Source organism: Lichenicoccus sp. (assembly GCF_965276875.1).
In the GTDB taxonomy this organism is placed as follows: Bacteria; Pseudomonadota; Alphaproteobacteria; order Acetobacterales; family Acetobacteraceae; genus Lichenicoccus.
The window spans coordinates 1,989,725-2,014,159 of sequence record NZ_OZ255701.1 but is presented as its reverse complement, the minus strand read 5'-3'; the positions used below and the strand labels follow the sequence as shown (position 1 = coordinate 2,014,159).

Annotated in this window: 19 protein-coding genes; 8 read left to right on the top strand and 11 right to left on the bottom strand. The window is 66.2% G+C overall.

What is annotated here, in order from left to right:
- Entirely contained in the window at nucleotides 1–1,761 is a 1,761-nt protein-coding gene (locus ACQY4K_RS09720) for an SLC13 family permease (protein ID WP_428395599.1), read from the bottom strand.
- A gap of 106 nt (nucleotides 1,762–1,867) precedes the next feature.
- On the opposite strand from ACQY4K_RS09720, the gene ACQY4K_RS09715 reads away from it, so the two are divergent.
- Both ACQY4K_RS09715 and ACQY4K_RS09710 read left to right on the top strand, forming a co-directional pair.
- Nucleotides 1,868–2,251, top strand: a complete 384-nt coding sequence (locus ACQY4K_RS09715; protein ID WP_428395597.1) for a response regulator — start codon at nucleotides 1,868–1,870, stop codon at nucleotides 2,249–2,251.
- Nucleotides 2,252–2,262: 11 nt separating this feature from the next.
- Nucleotides 2,263–2,880 (top strand): hypothetical protein, encoded by a 618-nt coding sequence (locus ACQY4K_RS09710; RefSeq protein ID WP_428395595.1) that lies wholly within the window; start codon nucleotides 2,263–2,265, stop codon nucleotides 2,878–2,880.
- A 9-nt stretch (nucleotides 2,881–2,889) separates the two neighbouring features.
- Here the strand turns inward: ACQY4K_RS09710 and ACQY4K_RS09705 are convergent, their stop codons facing one another.
- The 10 genes from ACQY4K_RS09705 to ACQY4K_RS09660 form a co-directional block, all read right to left on the bottom strand.
- Nucleotides 2,890–3,312 carry a CBS domain-containing protein gene (locus ACQY4K_RS09705; RefSeq protein WP_428395594.1) on the bottom strand — a complete coding sequence of 141 codons (423 nt, stop codon included), beginning with the start codon at nucleotides 3,310–3,312 and terminating at the stop codon, nucleotides 2,890–2,892.
- Complete coding sequence (glgX, locus tag ACQY4K_RS09700) at nucleotides 3,309–5,462, bottom strand: glycogen debranching protein GlgX (RefSeq protein ID WP_428395592.1); 2,154 nt, start codon at nucleotides 5,460–5,462, stop codon at nucleotides 3,309–3,311. Before glgX ends, ACQY4K_RS09705 begins: the two co-directional genes overlap by 4 nt.
- A gap of 182 nt (nucleotides 5,463–5,644) precedes the next feature.
- Nucleotides 5,645–6,064 carry a DUF2442 domain-containing protein gene (locus tag ACQY4K_RS09695; RefSeq protein ID WP_428395590.1) on the bottom strand — a complete coding sequence of 140 codons (420 nt, stop codon included), beginning with the start codon at nucleotides 6,062–6,064 and terminating at the stop codon, nucleotides 5,645–5,647.
- Between the two features lie 425 nt (nucleotides 6,065–6,489).
- On the bottom strand, nucleotides 6,490–8,316 hold the full coding sequence (locus ACQY4K_RS09690; protein WP_428395588.1) for an ATP-dependent helicase: 1,827 nt from the start codon (nucleotides 8,314–8,316) through the stop codon (nucleotides 6,490–6,492).
- On the bottom strand, nucleotides 8,309–10,084 hold the full coding sequence (locus ACQY4K_RS09685) for an ATP-dependent nuclease (protein WP_428395586.1): 1,776 nt from the start codon (nucleotides 10,082–10,084) through the stop codon (nucleotides 8,309–8,311). The genes ACQY4K_RS09690 and ACQY4K_RS09685 overlap by 8 nt, the downstream gene beginning before the upstream one ends.
- 445 nt (nucleotides 10,085–10,529) lie before the next feature.
- Nucleotides 10,530–11,681, bottom strand: coding sequence for an iron-containing alcohol dehydrogenase (locus ACQY4K_RS09680; RefSeq protein WP_428395584.1), 1,152 nt, complete (start codon nucleotides 11,679–11,681; stop codon nucleotides 10,530–10,532).
- Nucleotides 11,682–11,690: 9 nt separating this feature from the next.
- On the bottom strand, nucleotides 11,691–12,221 hold the full coding sequence (locus tag ACQY4K_RS09675) for an N-acetyltransferase family protein (RefSeq protein ID WP_428395582.1): 531 nt from the start codon (nucleotides 12,219–12,221) through the stop codon (nucleotides 11,691–11,693).
- Between the two features lie 2 nt (nucleotides 12,222–12,223).
- Nucleotides 12,224–15,325: an efflux RND transporter permease subunit gene (locus ACQY4K_RS09670; protein ID WP_428395581.1), complete on the bottom strand. Its 3,102-nt coding sequence runs from the start codon at nucleotides 15,323–15,325 to the stop codon at nucleotides 12,224–12,226.
- Nucleotides 15,322–16,377 carry an efflux RND transporter periplasmic adaptor subunit gene (locus tag ACQY4K_RS09665; protein ID WP_428395579.1) on the bottom strand — a complete coding sequence of 352 codons (1,056 nt, stop codon included), beginning with the start codon at nucleotides 16,375–16,377 and terminating at the stop codon, nucleotides 15,322–15,324. The genes ACQY4K_RS09670 and ACQY4K_RS09665 overlap by 4 nt, the downstream gene beginning before the upstream one ends.
- A gap of 37 nt (nucleotides 16,378–16,414) precedes the next feature.
- Nucleotides 16,415–17,080 (bottom strand): TetR/AcrR family transcriptional regulator, encoded by a 666-nt coding sequence (locus ACQY4K_RS09660; RefSeq protein ID WP_428395577.1) that lies wholly within the window; start codon nucleotides 17,078–17,080, stop codon nucleotides 16,415–16,417.
- Between the two features lie 122 nt (nucleotides 17,081–17,202).
- Between ACQY4K_RS09660 and ACQY4K_RS09655 the strand changes: the two genes are divergently transcribed.
- From ACQY4K_RS09655 to ACQY4K_RS09630, 6 genes are all read left to right on the top strand, one after another.
- Nucleotides 17,203–19,167: a transketolase gene (locus tag ACQY4K_RS09655; protein ID WP_428395575.1), complete on the top strand. Its 1,965-nt coding sequence runs from the start codon at nucleotides 17,203–17,205 to the stop codon at nucleotides 19,165–19,167.
- A 35-nt stretch (nucleotides 19,168–19,202) separates the two neighbouring features.
- On the top strand, nucleotides 19,203–19,922 hold the full coding sequence (locus tag ACQY4K_RS09650; protein ID WP_428396048.1) for an ABC transporter permease: 720 nt from the start codon (nucleotides 19,203–19,205) through the stop codon (nucleotides 19,920–19,922).
- A 91-nt stretch (nucleotides 19,923–20,013) separates the two neighbouring features.
- The gene (locus ACQY4K_RS09645) at nucleotides 20,014–20,226 is read left to right on the top strand and encodes a hypothetical protein (RefSeq protein ID WP_428395573.1); all 213 of its coding nucleotides are present in this window, start codon (nucleotides 20,014–20,016) and stop codon (nucleotides 20,224–20,226) included.
- A gap of 4 nt (nucleotides 20,227–20,230) precedes the next feature.
- Nucleotides 20,231–20,806, top strand: coding sequence for a TetR family transcriptional regulator C-terminal domain-containing protein (locus tag ACQY4K_RS09640; RefSeq protein ID WP_428395571.1), 576 nt, complete (start codon nucleotides 20,231–20,233; stop codon nucleotides 20,804–20,806).
- A 76-nt stretch (nucleotides 20,807–20,882) separates the two neighbouring features.
- Nucleotides 20,883–23,552, top strand: a complete 2,670-nt coding sequence (gene ppdK, locus ACQY4K_RS09635) for a pyruvate, phosphate dikinase (protein ID WP_428395569.1) — start codon at nucleotides 20,883–20,885, stop codon at nucleotides 23,550–23,552.
- A gap of 17 nt (nucleotides 23,553–23,569) precedes the next feature.
- Entirely contained in the window at nucleotides 23,570–24,433 is an 864-nt protein-coding gene (locus tag ACQY4K_RS09630; protein WP_428395567.1) for a pyruvate, water dikinase regulatory protein, read from the top strand.
- Nucleotides 24,434–24,435 lie beyond the last annotated feature (2 nt).

Sequence of the window (24,435 nt, the reverse complement as noted above, 5' to 3'; positions counted from 1 at the left end):
TCAATGTCCGTGCAGGGGCCAGAAAAGGGCGATCAGCGGCAGTCCGGCGACGACCACCAGCAACGACAGGGGTGCTCCGAGCCGACCGTAGTCGCCGAAACGATAGCCACCGGGTCCCATCACCAGGGTGGTGCATTGATGCCCGAGCGGCGTGAGGAAGTCGCAGCCGGCGCCCAACGCCACCGCGATCAGGAACGGGTCGGGGTTGAAGCCGAGCTTGACCGCGAGGCTGGCCGCGATCGGCCCCATGATCAGCACCGTCGGCGCGTTATGCAGGAACGGGGTGGCCACCATGGTCACCACCAGCACCACGCCGAGCACGCCGATCCCGGGCAAATGATGCACCGAGTGCAGCAGCAAGCCCGCGATCAGGTTGGTGCCGCCGGTGTCGTGAATGGCGCGGCTGATCGGGATCAACGCACCGAGCAGGATCAGCACGTGCCACTCCACCGTCTCGTAGGCCTCGTGCATGGTCATCACGCGCATCAGCAGCAGCACGATCGCGGCGCCGAAGAAGGCGATGCCGACAGAGGCCAGGTGCAAGGCCACGAGCGTCATCGCCGCCAGCAGCACCAAGGCGGGGATGAAGCTGCGGTCGTTGCGTCCCAGCGTGATGCTGCGTTCGGCGAGCGGCAGCACGCGCAGTTCGCCGAGCGTCTCCGGCATCCGCGGCGAGGCGCTGCGCAGCACGACGACATCGCCGGCGCGGACGCGCACGCTGGCCAGAAGCTGCCTGATCCGCTCGCCGCTGCGGCTGACCGCGAGCACGCCGATGCCGAACCGCTGTTCGAGTTGTGCCCGTGCGAGGGTGGTGCCGACCAGGGACGAATCCGCCGTCACCACGCCCTCGACGACGCGCGCCTCGCCATGGCCGCCGCCGGCGAGCTCGAAGCGCGCGCGCGCGACCAGGCGTTCGAGGTCGCTGGGCTCGCCGCGCAGCAGCAGCACGTCGCCGGCGCGCACCGTCCAGTCCGGCCGCCGCGGATAGCGCCGGAAGCGCTCGCGTATCACCAGCGCCACCTGCACGTCGCCTTCGGCCATCGCCTCGATCTCGGCGATGGTCCGGCCGCAGGCGGGCGATGTTTCGGGCACGCCGGCCTCGGCGGTGTAGTCCTCGAGGTTGAAGGCCGCCTCCATCGTCGAGGCGGCGCGTCGTCCGCGCGGCAGCAGCGGCCAGCCGAAGGCCAGGAAGACAAAGCCGATGAAGGCGACCGACAATCCGACCGGCGTGTAGGCGAACATGCCGAATGCCTTTCCCTCGACATCGAGGCGGACCTTGGCGGTCAGGATGTTCGACGAGGTGCCGACCAGGGTCACCAGGCCGCCGAGCATCGAGGCGAACGCCATCGGCATCAGCAAGGCAGAGGGCGGGGTCTTGGTGCGTCGCGCCAGCTGCAACGCCACCGGGATGAAGATGGCAAGTGCGCCGACATTCTTGGTGACCATCGACAGCAGCATCACGAAGCCGACCAGGACCGGCACCTGGACCCTGGTGGTGCGCAGCCGGGGCACGATCGGCCGCATCGCCGCCTCGACGATCCCTGAGCGGGCCACCGCGGCGCTGACCACCAGGGCCGAGGCAATGATGATCACGACCTCGCTGGAGAAGCCGGAGAACGCCTGATCGGCCGGGACGATGCCGATCGCGACACCCACAACCAGGGCCGCGAGGGCGACCAGATCATACGGCACGCGGCCGGACAGGAAGCCGCCGATCGTGGCGGCAACCAGCCCGAAGGCAAGCCCCTCATGCAGGGTCATAAGCGGGTGGCGCTCCCGGGATATCTGATTGCGGTGGCGAAGCCATCTGGCATGTCCGGCGTTGAACGCCAACGCTGGTGCTGCGGATGCGGCAGCGAGGAGAAAGATGATGAGCCGTATCCTGCTGGTCGAGGACCACGAGGAGATCTGGGACTTCCTGTCGCGCCGTCTGAAGCGGCGCGGCCATGATGTGATCCTGGCGACCGACGGGCAGCAGGGCGTGGACAAGGCGATCGAGGAGCGTCCCGAGATCGTGCTGCTGGACATGAACCTGCCGGTGATCGATGGCTGGACGGCGGCCGGAATGATGAAGGCCAACCCGCAGAGCAGCACAATCCCGATCATCGCGCTGACCGCGCATGCGATGTCGGGTGACCGCGAGAAGGCGATCGCCGCCGGCTGCGACGATTACCATCCCAAGCCGGTCGATTTCTCGCGCCTGCTCGCACAGATCGACGAGTTGCTGGCGAAGTCGAGCGCGTCCGCCTGACGGCCCGGGTCATGCTCCTCGACCGGCTGATGCTCCGCCTGCGGCCGCGCGACGGCGCCGCTTCGTCCCTCGAAAGCCTGGCGACCGGCATCGACATCGACGCGTTCGAGCCCGCTCCCCCGTTGCCCACGCCGACCAATGCCGGCGGCAGGCGCGAGCGTGCCGCGGGCGGCGAGGATGCGCTGATCGCCTCGTTGTCGGAGAAGGTGCTGCACGCCTGGCTGCAGAACCGTCACCAGACGCTCTATCCGCTGTCGCTGAACTTCCGCACCCTGCGTCAGGAGCAGCAGGAGACGCTGGCCGGGATGTTGGCGATCGCGCTCAGGGCGGGTCCCGCGGCGCGCGACCTGACCGGTGAGCCGGAGCGGCTGCGCGATTGGCTGAAATCGGTCGGCGCCGGGGGTGCGGCACTTGACGCGCTGGAGCGCGCCATTGCGGAGCCTCCGAGCTTGAGCCGACAGTTGGAACTGGTGATCGAGCAGGACCTAGCGGCCTACGCCTATGTGATGGGAATTGTCGCCTCCGACGCGCGCTACGACGCAACGCTACGCTTTCTCGACTATCTCGAGGCACGGCTCGATCTGCCGACCGCGGTCGTGCGCAGCGCCGCCCGACGCTACCGACGGTAGCGGGTTCTCTCAGGCGGCTTCCGTCATCTCACGCAGCGCGTCCTGCAGCGCCGCGTTCTCGACGAGCAGACGGCGCGACAGGTCGGCGAGTGTGATCCATCCCACCACGTGCTCGTCGTCGCCGCGCACCGGCATGCGGCGGATATGGTTCGCCGCCATCATGTCCATCACCGCGAGCACGGTATCCTCGTCCCGACAGGCGACAACCGGGCGCGACAGAACATCGCGCACCCGGGTCGTGGCAGGGTCGAGGCCGCGTGCGACAACGCGGTAGAGGATGTCGCGATCCGTCACCACGCCGACCACACGCTCCGGGCCGCCGACCGGCAATGCGCCCACATCGATCTCGCCCATCAACTCGGCGGCGGCCTGCACGGTGGCGTCCGCCTCGATGAACTCGACGTCGCGGCTCATGACCTCGGAGACGTTCACCCGATCGCCTCACCGGCCGGCTCGGCGGTGCGGTCAAGCTCAAGCAGCGACAGCGATCGTTCGACCAGGACATAGTCATGTCCAAACCCGAACGCCTGCACCCCTTCCAGGTCCGGGCGATCGGTATCGATATGCAGCAGCCAGCCGGCACCTCCCGCGACCTCGGGCAGGGTGAAGGCTACCCTTTCATGATTGGCGTTGAGCAGGAGCAGCACGGTTCGGTCGATGCCGCGCTTGCGCAGTCCGGTTGGCTGGGCGCGGCCGTCGAGGATCAGGCCGATGCACTTGGCCGCGGGGTCGTGCCAGTCCGCCTCCTCCATCTCCGTCCCGTGCGGGGTGAGCCAGGTCAGCTCGCGTATCTGCAGCGCCTCGTTATAGCTGCCGGTCAGGAAGCGCTCGCGCCTGAGGATCGGGAATGTGCGACGCAGCCCGGCAAGCTTGGCGGTGAAGGCGGCGAGCGACTTTCCGGCCGCGTCGAGCTCCCAATCGACCCACGAGATCTCGTTGTCCTGGCAATAGGCGTTGTTGTTGCCGCCCTGGGTGCGGCCGAACTCGTCGCCGGCGACCAGCATCGGCAGGCCCTGGGACAGCAGCAGCGTCGCCAGCATGTTGCGCTTCTGCCGCTCACGCAGAACGATGACGGATGGATCGGTGGTCGGACCCTCGGCGCCGCAGTTCCAGCTATGGTTGTTGTCGGTGCCGTCGCGGTTCTCCTCGCCGTTCGCCATGTTGTGCTTGTCGTTGTACGAGACCGTGTCGTGCAGGGTGAAGCCGTCATGGGCGGTGAGGAAGTTCACGCTCGCCCATGGCCTGCGTCCGGCCCAGTTGAATTTGTCCGCCGATCCGGTGAGGCGTGTCGCCATCTCCGGCAGCATGCCCTCCTCGCCCTTCCAGAACGCGCGCACCACGTCGCGGAAGCGGTCGTTCCACTCCGCCCAGCCAGGTGCGAAGCCGCCGACCTGGTAGCCGCCCGGCCCGCAATCCCAGGGCTCGGCGATCAGCTTGACCTCGGAGAGCACCGGGTCCTGTCCGACCGCGCGCAAAAAGCCGCTCTGCTGATCGAAGCCATGCGGCTCTCGCGCCAGGATGGTGCCGAGGTCGAAGCGAAAGCCGTCGACATGCATCTCTTGCACCCAGTAGCGCAGACTGTCCGTGACCATCTGGATGACTCGCGGATGGCTGAGATTGACGGTGTTCCCGGTTCCCGTGTCGTTGATGTAGTAGCGTGGCTGATCGGGCAGCAGGCGATAATAGCTGGCGTTGTCAATGCCCTTGAACGACAGCGTCGCACCCTTTTCGTTGCCTTCGGCGGTGTGGTTGTAGACAACGTCGAGGATCAGCTCGAGCCCAGCCTCGTGCAGCCGGCCGACCATTTCCTTGAATTCCGAGAACGCGAAATCGGGAACGCTGGCATAGCGGCGCGCCGGCGAGAAGAAGCCGATACTGTTATATCCCCAATAATTGGTCAGCCCCTTATCCAGCAGGTAGTCGTCATCAAGGAAGCTGTGCACCGGCAGCAGCTCGACCGCGGTGACGCCGGTCGCCTTCAGGTGCGCCAGCACCGCCGGATCGGTGAGGCCGCGGAACGTGCCGCGCAACCCCTCGGGCACCGCCGGATGACGCTGCGTGTAGCCCTTGACGTGCAGCTCGGAAATCACTGTCCGGTCCCAGCCATGCCGCGGCGGCCGGTCGTCGCCCCAACTGAAGCCGCCATCGATGACCCGGCACTTGGGCATGAAGCGGGCGCTGTCGCGGGGATCGAAGGTGAGGTCGTCGCCACTCTCCATGACGTAGCCGAACAACGCCGGATTCCACTCAAGATGCCCCACGATCGACTTCGCATAGGGGTCCATCAGCAGCTTGTTCGGATTGAAGCGATGGCCCGCGCTGGGTTCATATGGCCCATGCACCCGGTAGCCGTAGTTCAAGCCAGGGCGCGCATCGGGCAGGAAGCCGTGGAAGATTTCGTTGGTGTATTCCGGCAGCTCGATGCGCTCCAGCTCCCGCGTGCCAGCCTCGTCGAACAGGCACAACTCCACCTTGGTGGCATTGGCGGAGAACAGGGCGAAGTTGACGCCGCGCCCGTTCCAGGTGGCCCCACGTGGGCTCGGCCGTCCCTCACGCAGACGGGATCGCGCGGCTGTGTTCATCTCTGGCTCCAATCAAAGAACGATGAACAACGAAACCCCGGCAAAGTGGTTCTCTGCCCTGTCGCACATAGTGCGCAAACACCCGGACTCGCTCGTCAAGACGCACGAAGGCGGCACGAGCGGCGGTGCTCTGTTTCGAGACACGTCCACCAGCCTGATGACCACTCGCCTTCGTGTCGGCGTTAAGCGCCCGAAGCGGCCTTCCGGGGCCGGCCGCCGCGCCGGCCGTTCTCGCGCGCGGCCATGGCTTTCGCAGCACTGCGCGCCTGTCCCCCGGCAGCGCCCAGCCGAGCCGCCATCCAGCGCCGCGAGCCGAGCACACCTTCCAGCAGCGCCGGCACATAAAGGTCGGCGTCAAGCCGTGGAAAGTGGATCCCAAGCCCCAGCGCATCCACCTCCACCACCCGCAGGTCCTCGGCCGACGCGCCCGCCAGACCCTCCACGCTGCGCGGCGCGAGCCCAAGTTCGACGCCAGTGGAGAGGGTAATCACCACGCGCCCACGACCGGCATCGTAGCGCGCCGCCACCGCGCACGGCCCATGCAGCCGCGCCGCACCGCGCCGCGTTGCACGCTCGAACTGCTCGTCAGTCAACTCAGCCATGAAACCGCCTCCAAGCCTCCAGTAGCGCCGCGCAATGCCCCGTCACCAGGTTCAGCACCCGTTGGGCGTCGCGTACACGGCCCGACGACCCTCCGCGCCTTCGGATCATGCAGGTTCACCACGACGACCCAGCCCGGCCCAAGGACGTGGACATGTGCTGGTAAATGATCGCTCGGATAAACGACAAAGCGTAGCCCCTCGACAGGTATGACGGTTAGCATGGCCTGACCTTAGCACGTTCTCCCGAAACCCAAGCGGTTTGGAAATCCTGAACGACAGCCCGAGGCGAGGCCCAGTGGAGGTGGGACGAAAGCCCACTGCGTACATCGCGTCCGCTCGAGTTCGATCCAGCGCAGCCTTTGCCCGTGATAGCGTCGGCCGGTGTATCAAACGAGCTTCGCTTTCTGGAGCTTGATCTCTGACGGTCAACCGCTCGTCGACGCGGCCGAGCTAGCGACGGAAAGCCGGGTCTCCAGCTCATCGACAAAGATCGACCGGCCCAACGTCCAGCGACCATTCCGGGTTTGAATCCATCCAGAATAGAGCATGTAGGCCGCGTCCCTGGCGCGCGTAAGGCCAACATAGAAAAGGCGGCGATCTGCAGCGATTTGCCTTTGAGTTGCGTTTTTCCAAGGCAGGGCACCTTGGTCAAGGCCCAGCATGATCACAACATCATACTCGCAGCCTTTGGACGAGTGCAGGGTGAGCAGGTTGAGGTGATCGGGCGAGCCATCCTGCTTTCCTAGTTCCCGGGTGCTAAAACCGACCAGTGGGCCGCCGATAGTCAGCGAGCTTGTTAGCTTTTCAACCTCTTGGGCCTGGTCGCCGAGGCTTGGCTGATTGGCCATCAGAACGTCGAGCAGATCTCGCCTGATCGCGCTGACGAAGGTGGAAGCCGCCGCGTCGTCTTGCCGGTGTGCCCAAAGGAAGCGGCTTAGGCTGAGAGAGGCCTTTTGGCGGTCATTGTCACCAGCGCAATTGGCATGGAAGCCGAGCCATTGATCAATGAGTCCAAGCAGTCTGGGGTCGGCATGGCGCCAGCCGCCGGCGCACCAAGCTGCGCAGTCCTCGATCCAACTGGTGAGCGCGACTTTTCTGTAGGGGGCGGAGTTGTCGACGCGAACGAAGGATTGGCCAGCAGCAAGCGCGGCTCTGGCTGCTGCATTTCCACCGTTGTAATCCTTGTAGAGAATGGCGATGTCGCCCAAACGTCGACCAGGCTTCGCCGCTAAAACGGACGGGACAATCTTGTTGATCGCGAAGGCTGCCTGGTCTCTCAGTCCGTTCGGGCAGAGCGCAAAGTCAATCACGGCCGCCCTTTCCGAATTACTTGCGCGATAGCCACGCTCCTCGCCTAGCACCATCTCCGAAGCTTGTATCAAGCGTCCGGCGGACCGATAATTTAGTCGAAGTTGGATTTTCTCGACATCTGAACGTTCTGAAAGCTCCTGAAGCAAGGCGCCATCCGCCCCGGTGAAGCCATAGACAGTCTGATCGTAATCACCGACGGCGAAGAGCCGGACCCCGCCGTCGAAGACCAGGCGCTGGACAATGGCATGCAGTGCAACCCCCAAATCCTGATACTCGTCGACGACCAGCACTGGGAACTTGGACCGGACGAGAGGCAGCACCCAATTGTGCTCGCTGACAAGCTTGCGGCCATTGATCACCAGATCGTCGAAGTCGATCAGGCCCTTAGCGTGAAGATCCGCCTCAACCCGCAAAGCCCATTGCGATAGCTCTGGTTCGGCATTCCATTCTTCACTCTGCCGGTTGAGGACCGACCGACGGTGCCTGCCCATCTCCATGGCATTATAAGCGTGTCGCACACCGAAAAGAGCTTCCCCAGCGTGCTTCTCGATCTCCTTGGTTTGCGAGGACCCGGCCATGGTCAATGGGAAGGGCAAGGGAAGGCCAGCTAGGTTGGCATATGGTAGCAGCAGATGGCGCATGCAGAACCCATGTACTGTCCCGACGAAGAGATTCGGACCCTCTTGCAAACCTAGGCCTTCAAGACGCCGCTGCAGCTCGCGGGCGCACTCATGGCTATAGGTGATGCACGCTACACCGCGGGGCGCCCGAATGTCCTCGGCGAGGATGCGCGCCAACTTCAGAGTCAGCGTCTTGGTCTTGCCGCTGCCCGGGCCAGCCAGCACCACGCAGTTACCTGTAGAGTCGTAGGCGGCCTTCTGTTGCGGGTTGCGGCTGAGGCTCCTCGCCTCTTCCAAATATGCCGTGCTGATCCTACGCAAGTGCATCACGGATCCGCTGGAGGGCCCGAAGAATGTAGTCTGGGCAGTCGGCGACCACCGTTACTTCCTGGGCAAGCTTTTGGGCAAAGCGGCCCTTTCCAATACGATCAATCCATCTCAGCAATTTTTCTTGGTCAAGCTCAACGATGTCATCGACCCACCCTTGGAGCTCATCTCTCGACGTTTGCGTTAGACTGAGTTGGTCGAGCAGGACGGTCTGGATTTCGGTGGCCAGGTTGTCCTGGAACAGCTCGATCTCCAAGGTGCTTCTGTTTAGGAAAATGCCTGAGGTGTGCCCGGCGCTTAGGATCGCCTCAGTCTCCATCGCCGCAAGCGTAAGGTTCGGTCGGAGAATCTTTAGAATTCTTTTTACTCGATTTAGGCCATAATCCCTGCCTCCGACGAGATCGCGGTCGCTCAATATCACAAAAGGGATGTTCAGGCCTTTCGGACCAAGCAGCTTGACGAACGGCTCGAAGTTGGTCCCTGCCACCGAGCAAACGGAGATGCCCAAGGCGTCGAGCGGGATGTTTAGGACGTTGGCAAAGGCCGGGATCAAGAAGCGTTCGGCGTCACCCTCAACCAGAATGATGCCACGCGAGAAGAACAGCTCTGCCCGCGTAACATCAATGTAGCGCTGGAGGTCAGCCAAGTCTGCGTCGGTTAATGGAACATGCGCCGCCGCCACGCCCGTTGTCGCTTCCGCCGCCCTGTCGCGGCGCAAGAGCACGATTGACCGAAGCGGGGCGACACTTGCGATATGGGGCGAATGGGTAGTCAAAATCGTCGTCTGGCGCCGCGGCGCGCTTTCGAGATCGTCCGCCGTCTGGGGGGCTAGAAAGTGTCGATAGACCAGCCGCTGCACGTGGGGGTGTAGATGCGCCTCCGGTTCCTCTACGGCGAAAAAGGTGTGGTCTCGCTCCCCTTCGGTCACGAGCCGGTCCAGTTCCAAGCTTTTCAGCGCCAGGAAGATCAGATTGGCGCTGCCTAAGCTGGCATCACTGATGGGGCGCGCACCATGGTCGATCAGCAGGCGTAGGCCGCGCAGGAGAGCATCCAGGCGTGTTGGCGCTAAGCCCAGCGACAGTATATTTGCGTGCTGCTCCCCGACCATCTGCGTAAGCCGCATGTTGATCAGATCGGCTGTGCCCTCGATTTCTGGCCGAGCGTTCAGGGTCGCTTGCGCCACATCTATCTGGTTCTGGATTTCCTCACGGCTTTCGTCACCGAGTTTCGTCGCGAGGCTGTCGATCAGTGGTCGTAGTGGGGAATGGCGCCAGGATGCCAAGTCCTTTTCTGCATCGCGCAACGCGCCCTGAACGTCCATCGGGATCAGCCGACGCAGATCAGAGCCGTAGCCGTTGTCTGGCTCGACACCGCCGAAGATCACATATTCATAGTCCGCCAGGGAGGTAGGCGGCTGGCCAAGACCAGGCTTGGGCTGGTAGCGATACGTGAGGCGAGCGACGAAGGGCGGTCCGGCTTCGACGATACAGTCGGCCAAGTAGCGCAGCAACCTTGGATCCTCGGATCTCTCGGTCAGCTCGATCGACACTTCCACAGTTTCGCCGAGCTTGTTGTCCCCAAGGCCGTCCCAGAAGTGCTCCAGACCGAGCCGCCTCTCGCGCTCAGATAGACTTGGATCGAGGATCAACTGGATCGCGCGTAGAAAATTGCTTTTGCCGACCTTGTTCTCACCGACGATCACTATGTTTTCACCGGTCCGGATGTCGAGATCCTGGAAGTTGGCAAAGTTGATAATTCTCACCCTCGAAATGTGCACCTAATCCTCTCCAAGCTGGACTCGAGCCAGACCCTGAAAGCGAGATTAATTACTTGGCTTTCGGTCGGGGATGCAAAAGCAAAGTTTAGTAGTCTACCTCCTATACCGGTTTGCCGGCATTGCTAGGCTACGCAGCCGCCCACACTGGCTAGGATAACAAATCACGTCCCTTTTTCTGGTTGAAACGACTACTTATACGAACGAGATGAGCCGATAGTTAGCTAAGGGAGGAATACCCTCCTCCATGCCCGGTAGCGGGGAGTTGATTGGAGCATCTGAATATCCCGGATGAGGCACAAACTGGCCATTAAGGTTGTGGGTTTTATCCCTCCGCTCCCCAACCAATCTCCGATACAGCGGAGTGCACAAGGAACGATTATTGTAAATGTCACCCTGCGCCTGAGTGGTGCGGGGCTGTTCGGCCAATGGATCAGAATGCCTCCCGGTAAAGCGCCAGCGCGTCTGTTGCGGTTAAGTCCACAGGGTTGTTAACCAGAAGCCGGGTGTGTTGCATGGCGTCGGTGGCCAGGAGGGCCAGGCTGTTGTCGGTGACGCCGACGTCGCGTAGGCGGCGAGGGGCGCCGCTTTCGTCGAGCAGGCGCTGCATTTCCGTGACGAAGTTGGCGGAGCGGGTTTGCGGCGGACTGTCGGACGGGCCGAGCAGCACGTCGGCGAGTTCCGCGTAAAGTGGGGCGGCGGCGGTGGCGTTGAAGCGCAGGACCGGCGCCAGCATCAGCGCGTTCGAGAGGCCGTGCGGGACGTGGTAGTGGCCGCCGAGTGGGTAGGCGAGGGCGTGGACGGCGGCGACCGGGGCGTTGGCGAAAGCCTGACCGGCGAGCATCGCGCCCAGCAGCATCGCCTCGCGGGCCGGGCGGTTGGTGCCGTCGTGGCAGGCGGTCAGTAGGTTGGTGCCGAGCAGGCGCAGCGCTTCGCGGGCGAGCGTGTCGGAGATCGGGTTCTTGCGGTGGCGGCTGGTATAAGCCTCGATGGCGTGGACCATCGCGTCGATGCCAGTGGCTGCGGTGTGGGTGGGGGGTAGGCCCAGGGTGAGTTCGGCGTCGAGCAAGGCGAGGTCGCAGAATAAAGGTGCGGCGACTACGCCTAGCTTGGTCGTGGCTCCGGTGGTGACCACGCTGATGTTGGTGACTTCCGAGCCGGTGCCGGCGGTAGTTGGGATCAGCACAAGCGGCAGGCGGCCGCAGGTCACCTTGTCGATACCATAGAAGTCGGCGAGGTCCTGGGTGGAGACGGCGAGTACTGCTGCGAGCTTGGCGACGTCGAGCGAGGAGCCGCCGCCCAGGCCGATGACCAGCTCCGCCTGGCAGGCGCGGGCCTGGGCGGCGCAGGCGCGCACCACATCCTCGGGCGGGTCGGCCACGACGCCGTCGAAGATGGTGACCGCGAAGCCCGCTTCAGCGAGGCTGCGCTGTATGGGTTCGAGCAGTCCGGTGCGGATCAGCCCGGCGTCGGTCACCAGGAGGATCCGGCGGCCCTGGAAGCGTGGCGCCAGCAGTGCGCCGAGGCGGCTGGCGCCCGACCATTCGACCAGGATGGAGGCGACGGTGCGGAATTCGAACTGCATGGTTTCGGTCTACCGGGTTTCGACGAGGTCGGCGATGCGGTCCCAGATCATCGCGATCTGCGGCAGGGTGCGGCCGCCTACGTTGGTCGTGGAGCGCAGTCCGGCGCGGCCACCGAGACGTTCGTAGAACCAGCGGCTCGGGTTGTCGGCCAGCACCCATAGGAACAGCGAGCGGCAGTTGCGTCGCGCCAGATGCTGCGCCGAGGTGCTCAGCAGCGAGCGGCCGATGCCGCGTTCGCGCCAGTCGTCGAGCACATAGAGGGTTTCCACTTCACCGTCGGCCGGCGCGTTCAGGCCGCGGCGCGACCAGGAGGCGAAACCGACGACCTGGGAAGTATCGGGCGCGCGCGCGACCAGCATGCCGCCGCCGCGTGCGATGGCGGCACCGTAATAGCCGGCGAGCCGGTGACGCGACAGGCCGGTCAGGCTGTGATCGGGCAGCATCCCGGGATAGGCGTTGCGCCAGACTTCGACATGGACGGCCGCGATCGCCGGCGCATCCTGGATGCGGGCCGAGCCGATCGCGACCTCCGGCAGCATCTTTATTCGGCCATCTGCAGGGCGCTCGGGGCGGGCGCCGCGGCCTGGGGCATGCGCCCGACCCGGACGAAGGCGGCGTAGAGGGCGGGCACGAAGCACAAGGTCAGCATCGTCGCACCCATCAGGCCACCCATGATCGCAATCGCCATCGGTCCCCAAAACACCGAAAAGGCGAGCGGCACAAGAGCCAGAACGGCGGCCGTCGCGGTCAGCAGGATCGGCCGCGCGCGACGCACCGTGGCGCCGACGATCGCCTCCAGGGGGGCGCTGCCGGCGCCGATATCCTGCTCAATCTGGTCGATCAGGATGACACTGTTGCGCATGATGATGCCGGCGAGCGCGATCAGGCCCAGGGTGGCGACAAAGCCGAACGGGGCGCCGGTCAGCAGCAGCGCCGCGGTCGCCCCGATCAGCCCGAGTGGCGCGGTCAGCAGCACCATCGCCATGCGCGCGAACGACTGCATCTGCACCATCAGCAGCACCAGCATGGCGAGCAGCATCAGCGGCACCACCTTGGCGATGCTGGCCGTCCCCTTGGCACTCTCCTCGACGGCGCCGGCGGTCTCGATCCGGTAGCCGGCCGGCAGCGACGCCTTGATGCCGGCCAGTGACGGCAGCACCTCGGCGGTCGCGACCGGCGCCTGGATCCCCGGTGTGGTGTCCGCCTGCACCAGCAGCATCGGCGTGCGGTCGCGCCGCCAGACCACCGGCTGCTCCAGGCTCCAGCCGATCCGCGCGATCTGCCCCAGCGGCACCGGCGGCCCATTGGCGACCGGGATCATGACGTCGCCGATCCCTTCCAGGTCGTGCCGCTCGGAGGCGATGGCACGCACGATCACCGGGATCAGGTCGGTGCCCTCGCGGTACTCGGTGATCGTCGCCCCCTGTTCGAGCGTCTGCAACGCCGTTGCCACGTCGGCGCTGCTGATGCCGAGCAGTCGCGCCTTTTCCTGGTCAACGGTGACCGTGACGCGCTCGCCCATCGCACCCCAGTTGTCGCTGATGTTGCGCAGATGCGGCGAGGTGGCGAGTGCGCGGCGCACCCGGGCGGCGATGCGTCGCAGCTCCATTGGGTCGGGACCCATGATCCGGAACTGCACCGGGTAGCCGACCGGCGGGCCGAGTTCCAGCCGCGACGCACGCAGCCGGACGTCGGCGAACGGTCCCGCCGGGCCTTGGTCGATGATCGCATCGAGATGCCGCAGCAGCCGCTCGCGATCGGCGATCGAGCGGGTGTTGATGACGAACTGGGCGTAGTTCGGCTGGTCGAGCTGCGGCTTGAAGGCGAGAAAGAAGCGCGGCGTGCCGGTGCCGGTATAGACCACCGAGGAGACGATCCCGCGCTCGTGCGACAACAGTCGTTCCAGTCGGCGAACGGTCAATTGGGTGGCGGCGAAGCTCGCGCCCTCGGGGAGCCGCACGTCGATCAGCACTTCCAGCCGGTCGGACGCCGGAAAGAACTGGTTGGGCACACGGGTGAAGCCGGCGATCGAGGCGGCGAAGGCCAGCACCGTCAGCCCGATCACCAGCCAGCGGCGGCGGACGCACCAGGCCACCAGCCGGCCGAGGCGACGATAGCGAGGCGTGTCGTAGACGCCGTCGTGACACACGCCGGCGCGCGGTGGCGCCAGCAATGCCGCACCCAGGAACGGCACGAACAGCACCGCGACGAACCAGCTCAGCACCAACGCCATGCCGACGACGCGAAAGATGTCCTGGGTGTATTGCCCGGTGCTGGATTGCGCGAGGCCGACCGGCAGGTAGCCGGCGACGGTCACCAAAGTGCCGGTCAGCATCGGAAAGGCGGTGGAGGTGTAGGCAAAGCCGCCGGCGCTGATGCGGTCCCAGCCCTGTTCGAGCTTCACCGACATGGTCTCCACCGCGATGATCGCATCATCGACCATCAGCCCGAGTGCGATGATCATCGCCCCGAGTGAGATTCGTTGCAGGTCGATGCCGAGCAGCTTCATGCCGACGAATACCCCGGCCAGCACCAGCGGTACGCTGATCGCCACCACCAGGCCAGTACGCCAGCCGAGGCTCGCGAAGCTGACCAGCAGCACGATCACAAGGGCCGCGAGAAAGCTCTCCGTAAAGCCGTCGACATCGCGCGCGACCACCGCGGGCTGGTCGTTCAGGCGGATCAAATGGACGCCGAGCGGCAAAGTGGGTTCGATCCGGGCTAGGCGCGCCGCCACCTGGCGGCCCAGATCGAGGATGTTGCCGCCGCTCGCCATGCCGATCGCCAACCCAAGCGCCGGATGGCCATCAACCCGCATGGTGGAGACCGGCGGGTCCACGGTGGTGCGCGTGATTGTGGCGAAGTCGCCGAGCCGCAACAGACGGCCGTTCGCCTGGACCGGCAGTGCTGCGAGCGCCGCCGGACCGTCGACGCCGGGCCTGGTGCGGATCTGGATACGGTCATGACCAGTATCAACGAAGCCATCCGCGACGACGCTGTTCTCGCGCGCCACCGCGTCGCTCACGTCGGCCAGCGACAGGCCGAGTTCGGCGAGCTTGCGATACGAGATCGCAATGGCGATGCGCTCGTCCTGCTGGCCGAGGAGGACGATCTTGCCGACCCCCGGCAGGTCGAGCAGTTGCTCGCGCACATCCTCGGCGACATGCCTGAGCTGCGGCAGGCTGAAGCCGTCCGCGGTCATGCCGTAGACGATCGGATAGGTGTCGCCGAATTCGTCGTCGAAATACGGCCCTGCCACGCCTTTGGGGAAGCTGCTGGCGATATCGCCGATCTTCTTGCGCACCTGATACCATTGGCCGGGCACCAGGGAGGGCGGCGTGTCGTCGGGCAACGAAACGGTCACCACGGTGTGGCCCGGCTGCGTCTGGCTCTCAATATAGTCCAGACGGCCGAGGTCCTCCAGCTTGCGCTCAATGCGGTCGGTGACCTCGCGCGACATCTCGCCGGCGGACGCGCCCGGCCAGTCGGCGGTGATTACCATCTGCTTGATGGTGAAGGCCGGATCCTCGGCGCGGCCGAGCGAGCGGTAGGCCCAGCCGCCAGCGGCGAACAATGCCAGCATCGCAAACAGGGTCAGCGCTCGGTGGTGCAGCGCCCAGAGCGAGAGATTGAAGCGGCTCAACGGTTCGGGCCGGCCCAGGCGACCAGCGCCATGTCCGGTGCAATCTGCCGCACGCCGGCGGTGATCACCTGCTCGCCCGAGGCGATCCCGGAGCGCACCAGCACCGCGCCGTCATTATCGTAGCGGGCCAGAGTCACCGTCCGCAGCGCCGCGCGATGCGTCGCCGGATCGAGCACCCAGACTGCGGGCTTGCCGCCCTGGTCGGTCAGCGCGCTCGGCGGCAGCACGGCCAGCATGGCGCGTTTGGCGGCGAAGCGCACGGTCGCGGTCATGCCCAGGGCGATCAGGCTGGGCGGGGCGTCGAGCAGGCTGACCTTGACCCGGAAGGTGCGGCTGGCCGGGTCGGCCAGCGCGCCGATTTCGCGCACCCGGCCACGCAATACGAGCTTCGGCAGCGCCCAGAGCCGGATGCTGACCGACTTCGCGGCGTGGATTTCGGCGAGGCGGTTTTCCGGGACGTCGGCGACGATCTCGATGGCGTCGGTGTGCGCAACCGTGGCCACCGTCTGTCCGCTCGCCACCACCTGGCCGACCTGCACCGGCAGCGCCGTGACGATGCCGTCCGCATCAGAGCTGAGCACGCCGTAGTTGCTCTGGTCGCGGGCCAGGGACAGCTGGTGCTGGGCTTGCGCCACCCGCGCCTCGGCGCCATGCGCGGCGGCGAGACGACGGTCATATTCCGACGGCAGATAGGCGGGCGAGCCGCGGCCGAGCTTGGTGTAGCGCGCAAGATCGATGCGTGCGTTGCCGGCATCCGCCTGTGCTGCGCGCAGTGCCGCCTCGGCGGCTTCCTGGGAGAAACGCAGGTCGGCCGGATCGAGCCGCGCCAGTACCTCCCCGGCACGCACATGATCGCCGACCTCGACCGCCCGGCTGACCACCTTGCCGCCGACCTGGAATGCCAGATCGGCCTGGATGCGGGCCTGCACCGTGCCGGAAAAGGTTAGCTCCTCGCCCTGCGGCGCAAACGCCACCGTCTGCACCCGCACCGGCAACGGCGCCGCCGCCGCGAGCAACAAAAAGGGAGTGACGAGGGCAAGCCGGCGAAGCATCGGATCACCTCCTCAGACCGCGTCTCTTAGCCTGAACTTAGGTGTTACCATGTTCAGTTGAAATCACGCCGCTGAGGATCATCTCGACAACGACGACGACAAGACGTTCCGGTGGTGTTTCGCATTGTTCTGATTGATCGAGCAACAACATCGTTACACCGTGGATCGCGGCCCAGATCGCCTCGGCCACCGCGACCGGATCGCTGGTCCTGAACACCCCGTCGGCGGCCATCGCCTCGACGTTGCGCCGCAGGATGGCGAACGAGCGGTCCGCCGGCGTGCCGTGCCCAACCTGTTGCATGCCAGTCTTGGGCCTGCCCACCTTGTGCATGCCCGTCCTGTGCCTGAAGGTCAGGCGGTAGGCATCGGGGCGACCCAGGCCAAAGGCGACATAGGCGCGCAAGCCGGCGCGCAGGCGCGCCACATGACCGTCGGCACCGGACTGGCTCGCCTCCAGCGCCGACACCAGGTCGATGAACGTCGCCTTGGCGATCGCCTGCAGGATGGCGTCCTTGTCGGGAAAATAGACATAGAGTGCCGTGCTGGAGACGCCGACGGCGGCGGCGATCCGACGCATGGTCGCGTGCGCCACCCCGTCGCTGAGAAAGATGCGCGTGGCGGCGGCGAGGATTTCCCCGCGGCGGCTGGCGCCCTGACCGCGGGGCTTGCGCGTACGCGGCGGCGGATGAAGCAGCTCGGACATGCCTGAACAATGTTAAGTCATCGCCCGCACCGATAGCAACCGCGATCAAGTCCGTGCGCGGCTGGCAACCCCGTGACCCTGGCTGCGTGTCATTGGCTCAACAGCAGAGCCAGGAGGCAACCATGCCGACGCAGGATGCGGTGCTCCACGCCAAGGCGATCGAGATCGGCAAGCTGGCGGTGCGGGCGACCACCGCGGCCAAGACCGGGCACCCGACCAGCGCGCTCTCGCTCGCGCATCTCACCACGGTGCTGATGTATCGGGTCATGCGGTGGGATCCGGCCCGTCCGGACGATCCCGACGCCGACCGGCTGGTGCTCTCCGAGGGCCACGCGGTGCCGATCCTCTACGCCGCCTGCGCCGACCTCGGCGTCATGTTCTCGCCAGCCGACGGGCCGCGGCGGCTCACCGTGGACGATCTCGACGGCCTGCGTGCGATCGACAGCCCGCTGGACGGCCACCCCAATCCGCGCGCGGGTTTCGCGTTCTTTGACGCCGCGACCGGCTCGCTCGGCCAGGGCCTGTCGATCGCGGCCGGCCTGGGAGCGGCCGCCCGCCTCGATGGCAGCGAGCGACGGATCTATTGCCTGATCGGCGATGGCGAGTCCCGCGAGGGGCAGATCTGGGAGGCGATGGATTTCATCGCCGACCAGGGGCTGCGCAACGTCGTCGCCATCTTCAATTGCAACAGCCTCGGCCAGAGCGACTTCGTCTCGTCGGCGCAGTCGCCAGAGGCGCTGGCGGCCAAGGCGTTGGCGTTCGGCTGGCATGTCGTGACCATCGACGGGCATGCACCCGGCGAAATCCAGGCAGCGCTGGCGACGCCAGCCGACCGGCCGCTGTGCGTGATTGCCAGGACGGTCAAGGGCTGGGGGGTGCCGAGCCTCGGCGGCATGGGTCATCACGGCAGCGCGGTGAAGCAGGACCAACAGACCGAGGTCATCGCCGCCCTCGATCATACGGCGCGCGCCCTCGGCGCCGATACTGTCTCCGCCGACGCGGCGCGCGATATCCACCCGCCTCGCCGACGGCGGGCGCCCGACACGGCCACGCGTACCCCGGACGGGTTCACCGACGCTCTGGCCGGCAATCGCAAGGTGCAGGCGTCGGTCGACGAAGGCGCGCTGTCGCCGCGGCGCGGCTTTGGGCTCGCCTTGCACGCGCTTGGCGCCGCCAATCCCGCGGTCGTCTCCCTCGACGGCGACGTAAAGAACTCGACCTATGCGCAGGATTTCGCCGACGCCTATCCCGACCGCTATTTCGAGGGCCGGATCGCCGAGCAGAACATGGTGTCCGCGGCGGTCGGGCTCGCCGCCGCCGGCAAAATCCCGTTCGTCAGCTCATTCGGCAAGTTCCTGGTGCGCGCCTACGACCAGATCGAACTGGCGATGATCGGGGGTGCCAACATCAAGCTGGTCGGCACCCATATCGGCGTGACCATCGCCGCCGACGGACCCAGCCAGATGGCGCTCGCCGACGTCGCCTTCATGCGCGCCTACGCCCATGCGCGCGACTATCGCGGCGGCCCGGCGATGGTCGTGCTCACCCCGAGCGACGCGCCCAGCGCCTACGCCCTGACCCTGTCCATGGCCGCCCATGACGGCGCCTGCTACCTGCGCGCGGTGCGCGGCGATCTGCCGATCCTCTACACCGCCGAGGATCGTTTCCCGTTCGGCGGCCACAAGCTGCTGCGCAACGCCGGAATCGGGGCCGGCGGCATCGTCCTGGTGGCGTGCGGCTATATGGTGCACAGCTGCCTTGCGGCTGCCGAGGCGCTGGAGGCACGCGGCATTGCGGTGTCCCTGGTCGATGCCTATGCGCTGCCGATGGAGACCGGTCCGGTGTTGCAGTTGGCGCGCGAGCAGGAGGGCGGCATCATCCTGACGGTCGAGGACAGCTATACTGGCGGCATCGGCAGCGAACTTGCCGACGCGGCCGCCCGCGCAAGAGCAGCACCCCGGGTGCACAGCATGAATGTGAGCCGCATCCCCAAGAGCGGCCGTTCGCCCGACGACCTGCTCGCCTACGTTAATCTCTCCGTGGACGACATCGTGCGGACCGCGGCCTCCCTGGTGCAGGAGGGCTGAGCCACCTGTCACGCGTCGGGCGACCGCTCGCGACCCTGGCCGGCCTGCTGCTGGTCTGGGCGATCGCCAGCCGCGCCAGTGGCCTACCCGCCTATCTGCTGCCGGGTCCCGCCTCGGTGGCCGCAGCACTCTGGCAGCAACGCGAGCTGCTGTTCTGGAGCACACTGGTCACCCTGACCGAGACCGTGCTCGGCCTGCTGATCGGCACCGTGTTGGGAGCCGCGCTGGCGCTCGGCATGGTGTTCTCGCCACGACTTGCGCGCTGGCTGATGCCGCTGCTGCTGCTCAGCCAGGCGGTTCCGGTGTTCGCGCTGGCCCCGTTGCTGGTGTTGTGGTTCGGCTTCGGCATGGCCTCGAAGGTGGTGATGGCGGTACTGGTGATCTTCTTTCCGGTCTCCGCCGCCTTCTCCGACGGGCTGCGCCATACGGAGCCCGGCTGGCTCGACCTGGCGCGGACGATGGATGCCTCGCCTTGGCGTCTGCTGTTGCACGTGCGGCTGCCGGCGGCGATGCCGGCGTTTGGCTCCGGGCTTCGGGTCGCCACCGCGATCGCGCCGATCGGCGCGGTAATCGGCGAGTGGGTCGGCGCCTCGGCCGGCCTCGGCTACGTCATGCTCAACGCCAACGCCCGCATCCAGACCGACGTGATGTTCGCCGCGATGTTCGTGCTGGCGGTGATGACGGTGCTGCTCTGGGTGGCAGTGGATCGCGGCCTGAGGCGCCTGCTTTATTGGGTGCCGCGGACGGCGGGATAAACATAATATGACCGTCCATCCAGGGCGCTTGAAACGCCAATTTGGACGTACATATCATCCAGCAATCCCCGCCTTCACAGGCCTCCGCGCCATGCAAACGCTGAAGCGACTTTCCCTCATCGAGCTGTTCATCGCCCTGCTGACAAGCTGGGTCGTGTATATCTGGATGCTCCTTCTCGGCCTCCGCCTTACCGGGCTCATGCTGGGCCACGCGGCGTTGCTGCTGGTCGTGTTCGGCCCCGGGGTGGTTCTGACGGCGGTGTTTGCCCTGATCGAGCTGCGTCTTCTCAGGCGGTCGAGCTAGCGTCGTGGGCCGGCCCAGTCATCGCGACAGAATCCTCATTGAAGGCTTGCGCGTCGTCCATGAGCGCGGTTTCGGGGGCGCCAGCGTCCGTGACATCGTCCAGGCCGCCGGCGTGCCGCAGGGCTCGTTCTCCAATCACTTCAGGTCCAAGGAAGCCTTCGGGCTGGAGATCCTGGACCTTTACATGGCGCAGGGCCGCGAGGCGATGGAACGCACGCTTGGCAACGTGGAGCTGGCGCCGTTGCAGCGGCTGCGCGCCTATCTCGACGCGAGCCAAAGCCGGCTCGACGACATGCGCCATGGCTGCGTGTTCGGCAATTTCGCCGCTGAGGCGGGGGATTGCGGCGACCTCATCCGCCAGCGGATTGCCCGCGCGTTTAAGGAGGTGACGCAGTCCGTGGCGGCGTGTCTGCGCGCGGCCGTCGCGGTCGGAGAGCTGCCGCAGGGCTTCGCCTGCGACGACGTTGCCGGTTTCACGGTGGCGTCGCTGCAAGGCGCGATCCTGCTGGCGAAGGTGCAGCGGACTCCGGCGCCAATGGAACGCTTGCGAAAGATCCTGTTCGAGATCGTTCTGCGCTGAAGCCGCCGGAGTAGTGCTTTAGGCTCACGACGGCTGGTGCTAAGCTTCCACTCGCGAGACCGAGGGAAGCGCTGCGATGACGAAATGGGTGTACAGCTTTGGCGCCGGCCGCAACGATGGGGGTGCCGAGATGCGCAACCTGCTCGGCGGCAAGGGTGCCAATTTGGCCGAGATGGCCTCCATTGGCTTGCCGGTGCCACCCGGCTTCACCATCACCACCGAGGTCTGCACCGCCTTCTACGACAATGGCCGGCGCTATCCCGACGATCTCGACGCGGCGATGCACGCGGCGCTGGCGGAGGTCGAGGCCGCGGTCGGGCTGACGTTCGGCGATGCGGAGCGGCCATTGCTGGTGTCGGTGCGCTCCGGCGCCCGCGTCTCGATGCCGGGCATGATGGATACCGTGCTCAATCTCGGCCTCAACGACAAGACCGTGCTCGGTTTGCAGACCCTGTCCGGCGATTCCCGCTTCGCCTGGGACAGCTACCGCCGCTTCATGCAGATGTACGGCTCGGTGGTGCTCGGTGTCAGCCACCATCATTTCGAGGAGCTGATCGAGGACATCAAGAACGAGCTGGGCGTGCTCGAAGACACCGCACTGAGTGCGGAATCCTGGCAGCAGGTGGTCGAGAGCTACAAGGACCTGGTCGCCCGCGAGACCGGCCAGCCATTCCCGCAGGATCCGCAAGCGCAGCTCTGGGGCGCCATTGGTGCTGTGTTCGGCTCGTGGATGAACCCGCGCGCCAATACCTACCGGCGCCTGCACGACATCCCCGCAGGCTGGGGCACCGCGGTCAACGTGCAGGCCATGGTGTTCGGCAACATGGGGACCGATTGCGCCACCGGCGTGTGCTTCACCCGCGACCCGTCGACCGGCGAGAACGTCTTCTACGGCGAATATCTGGTCAACGCCCAGGGCGAGGACGTGGTCGCCGGCATCCGCACGCCGCAGCCGATGGCCGAGGCCAAGGCCAAGGAGGGCGAGCAGCCGATGGAGCGCGTCCTGCCGAACGCCTATCGCGAGCTGATGGGCGTGCGCGAGACGCTCGAGCGGCACTACCGCGACATGCAGGACATCGAGTTCACCGTGCAGCAGAATAAGCTGTACATGCTGCAGACCCGCACCGGCAAACGCACCGCCGCGGCCAGTCTGCGGATCGCCATCGAGATGGCCCAGGACGGCTTGATCACCCACGAGGAAGCAATCGGCCGCATCACCCCCTCCTCCCTCGACCAGTTGCTGCACCCGACGCTCGACCCCAAGGCCGAGCGCACGGTGATCTCGCGCGGCCTGCCGGCCTCGCCGGGAGCGGCCGCCGGCGCCATCGTGTTCACCGCCGATGAGGTCGAGAGCCGCGCCGCCAAGGGCGAGGACGTGATCCTGGTACGCATCGAGACCAGCCCGGAGGATGTGCACGGCATGCATGCGGCGCGCGGTGTGCTGACCACGCGCGGCGGCATGACCAGCCATGCCGCGGTGGTGGCGCGCGGCATGGGCCGGGTCTGCGTCGCGGGCTGCGGCGGCATTCGCGTCGACTACAAGACGCAGACGCTGTCGGCCGGCGGCCATGTGCTCAAGGCAGGTGACTGGATCACGCTCGATGGCTCCACCGGCGAGGTGTTTGCCGGCAAGGTCGCCACCATCCAGCCGACCCTGTCGGGCGATTTCGCGCTGCTGATGTCCTGGGCGGATGCGGTGCGTCGCCTGCGGGTGCGCGCCAACGCCGAGACCCCCGCCGACGCCCAGACCGCGCACGGCTTCGGCGCCGAGGGAATCGGCCTGTGCCGCACCGAGCACATGTTCTTCGCACCCGACCGCATCGGCACCGTGCGCCAGATGATCATGGCCGAGGACGAGGCGGCGCGCCGTCGCGCACTCGACACCCTGCTGCCGTTCCAGCGCGACGACTTCGCCTCCTTGTTCCGGATCATGGCTGGCCTGCCGGTGACGATCCGGCTGCTCGACCCGCCGCTGCACGAGTTCCTGCCGCACACCGAAGCCGACATCGCCGAAGTGGCGGCGGGCCTCGGCAAGACCGTGGACGAGCTCCGGCAGCGCGGTGTTGCCCTGTCGGAGAGCAACCCGATGCTCGGCCACCGCGGCTGCCGGCTGGGCATCACCTATCCCGAGATCTACGCCATGCAGGCGCGCGCCATCTTTGAGGCGGCGGTGCTGGTGGGCGAGGAGACCGGCAAGCCGGTGGTCCCGGAAATCATGATCCCGCTGGTGGCGCATGCGCGCGAGCTGGAGCTGACCCGCGCCGAGGTCGAGCGCGTCGCCCGCGCCGTGATCGAAAGCGCCGGGGCTGCGATCGACTACCAGATCGGCACCATGATCGAGCTGCCGCGCGCCTGCCTGACGGCGGATGCGATCGCCGCCCACGCCGACTTCTTCTCGTTCGGCACCAACGACCTCACCCAGACCACCTTCGGCCTGTCGCGCGACGATGCCGGCAGCTTCCTGCCGCATTATGTCGAAGCCGAGATCTGGCCAAAGGACCCGTTCGTCACCATCGACCGCGACGGGGTCGGCGCCCTGGTCGAGATCGCCGTGCAGAAGGGACGCGGCCGCACACCGGGCCTCAAGCTCGGCATCTGCGGCGAGCATGGCGGCGATCCGGCCTCCATACAGTTCTGCGAGAGCGTCGGGCTCGATTATGTCTCCTGCTCGCCGTTCCGGGTGCCGATCGCGCGTCTCGCCGCCGCCCAGGCCGCTCTCAGCCGTGCCCGCGAAGCAGCCGAGTAGCAGCGGGCGCCACGTCGATGGACGAGCATCGCATTGCCCTGCATCTCGTCTCCGATGCCACCGGCGAGACCCTGAACTCGATCGCGCGCGCCACGGTGGCGCAGTTCGAACATGCCCACATCGTCTATCATCGCTGGAACCTGATACGCACCCGGCTGCATCTGCATCGGGTTCTGGAAGGCATCGAGGCTGATCCCGGTCCGGTGCTGTCCTCGATGATGGACCGCAAGCTGAAGGGCGAACTCGACATCGCCTGCAATCATCTCAAGGTTCAGGTGGTCAACGTGCTCGATCCGGTGCTGGCGGTGCTGCAGGACACGATCGGCGAGACCGCGCAGGGGCGGCCGGGCATCCAGTACGTGCTCGACGAGGAATACTACAAGCGGATCGACGCGATGCACTATGTGCTGGCGCATGACGACGGGCAGGCGGTGACCGGGCTGCGCGCCGCCGACGTCGTGCTGGTGGGCGTCTCGCGCGCGTCCAAAACGCCCACCTGCTTTTATCTCGCCAATCGTGGGGTCAAGGCCGCGAACGTGCCGCTGGTGCCCGGGGCGTCGCTCGTGCCGGAACTGTTCGCGCTGAATTGCCCGGTCGTCGGCCTGACCATCGACCCGCGCAAGCTGGTCGAGATCCGGCGCAACAGGGTCCGCGCCATCGCGCCCGGTGGCGTCATGGGCCATGTCAGCGAAGCCGGCAACACCTATATCGACCCCGAGACGGTCCGCGAGGAGGTGGTTTGGGCCAGGCGCCTATGCACCCGCAACGGCTGGCCGGTGGTCGATGTCAGCCATCGCTCGATCGAGGAAACCGCCGCCGCCATCATCGAACTCGCGGAGCTCTGGCACAGCCGCCACCCCGCCGAGACCGTGACCCCGTAACC

Coding starts and splice junctions, on each gene's coding strand:
- glgX (WP_428395592.1), bottom strand. CDS start 5,462: ATGAACACAGCCGCGCGATCCCGTCTGCGTGAGGGACGGCCGAGCCCA.
- ACQY4K_RS09655 (WP_428395575.1), top strand. CDS start 17,203: ATGCCGACGCAGGATGCGGTGCTCCACGCCAAGGCGATCGAGATCGGC.
- ACQY4K_RS09715 (WP_428395597.1), top strand. CDS start 1,868: ATGATGAGCCGTATCCTGCTGGTCGAGGACCACGAGGAGATCTGGGAC.
- ppdK (WP_428395569.1), top strand. CDS start 20,883: ATGACGAAATGGGTGTACAGCTTTGGCGCCGGCCGCAACGATGGGGGT.
- ACQY4K_RS09720 (WP_428395599.1), bottom strand. CDS start 1,761: ATGACCCTGCATGAGGGGCTTGCCTTCGGGCTGGTTGCCGCCACGATC.
- ACQY4K_RS09645 (WP_428395573.1), top strand. CDS start 20,014: ATGCAAACGCTGAAGCGACTTTCCCTCATCGAGCTGTTCATCGCCCTG.
- ACQY4K_RS09630 (WP_428395567.1), top strand. CDS start 23,570: ATGGACGAGCATCGCATTGCCCTGCATCTCGTCTCCGATGCCACCGGC.
- ACQY4K_RS09695 (WP_428395590.1), bottom strand. CDS start 6,064: ATGGCTGAGTTGACTGACGAGCAGTTCGAGCGTGCAACGCGGCGCGGT.
- ACQY4K_RS09660 (WP_428395577.1), bottom strand. CDS start 17,080: ATGTCCGAGCTGCTTCATCCGCCGCCGCGTACGCGCAAGCCCCGCGGT.
- ACQY4K_RS09675 (WP_428395582.1), bottom strand. CDS start 12,221: ATGCTGCCGGAGGTCGCGATCGGCTCGGCCCGCATCCAGGATGCGCCG.
- ACQY4K_RS09710 (WP_428395595.1), top strand. CDS start 2,263: ATGCTCCTCGACCGGCTGATGCTCCGCCTGCGGCCGCGCGACGGCGCC.
- ACQY4K_RS09665 (WP_428395579.1), bottom strand. CDS start 16,377: ATGCTTCGCCGGCTTGCCCTCGTCACTCCCTTTTTGTTGCTCGCGGCG.
- ACQY4K_RS09680 (WP_428395584.1), bottom strand. CDS start 11,681: ATGCAGTTCGAATTCCGCACCGTCGCCTCCATCCTGGTCGAATGGTCG.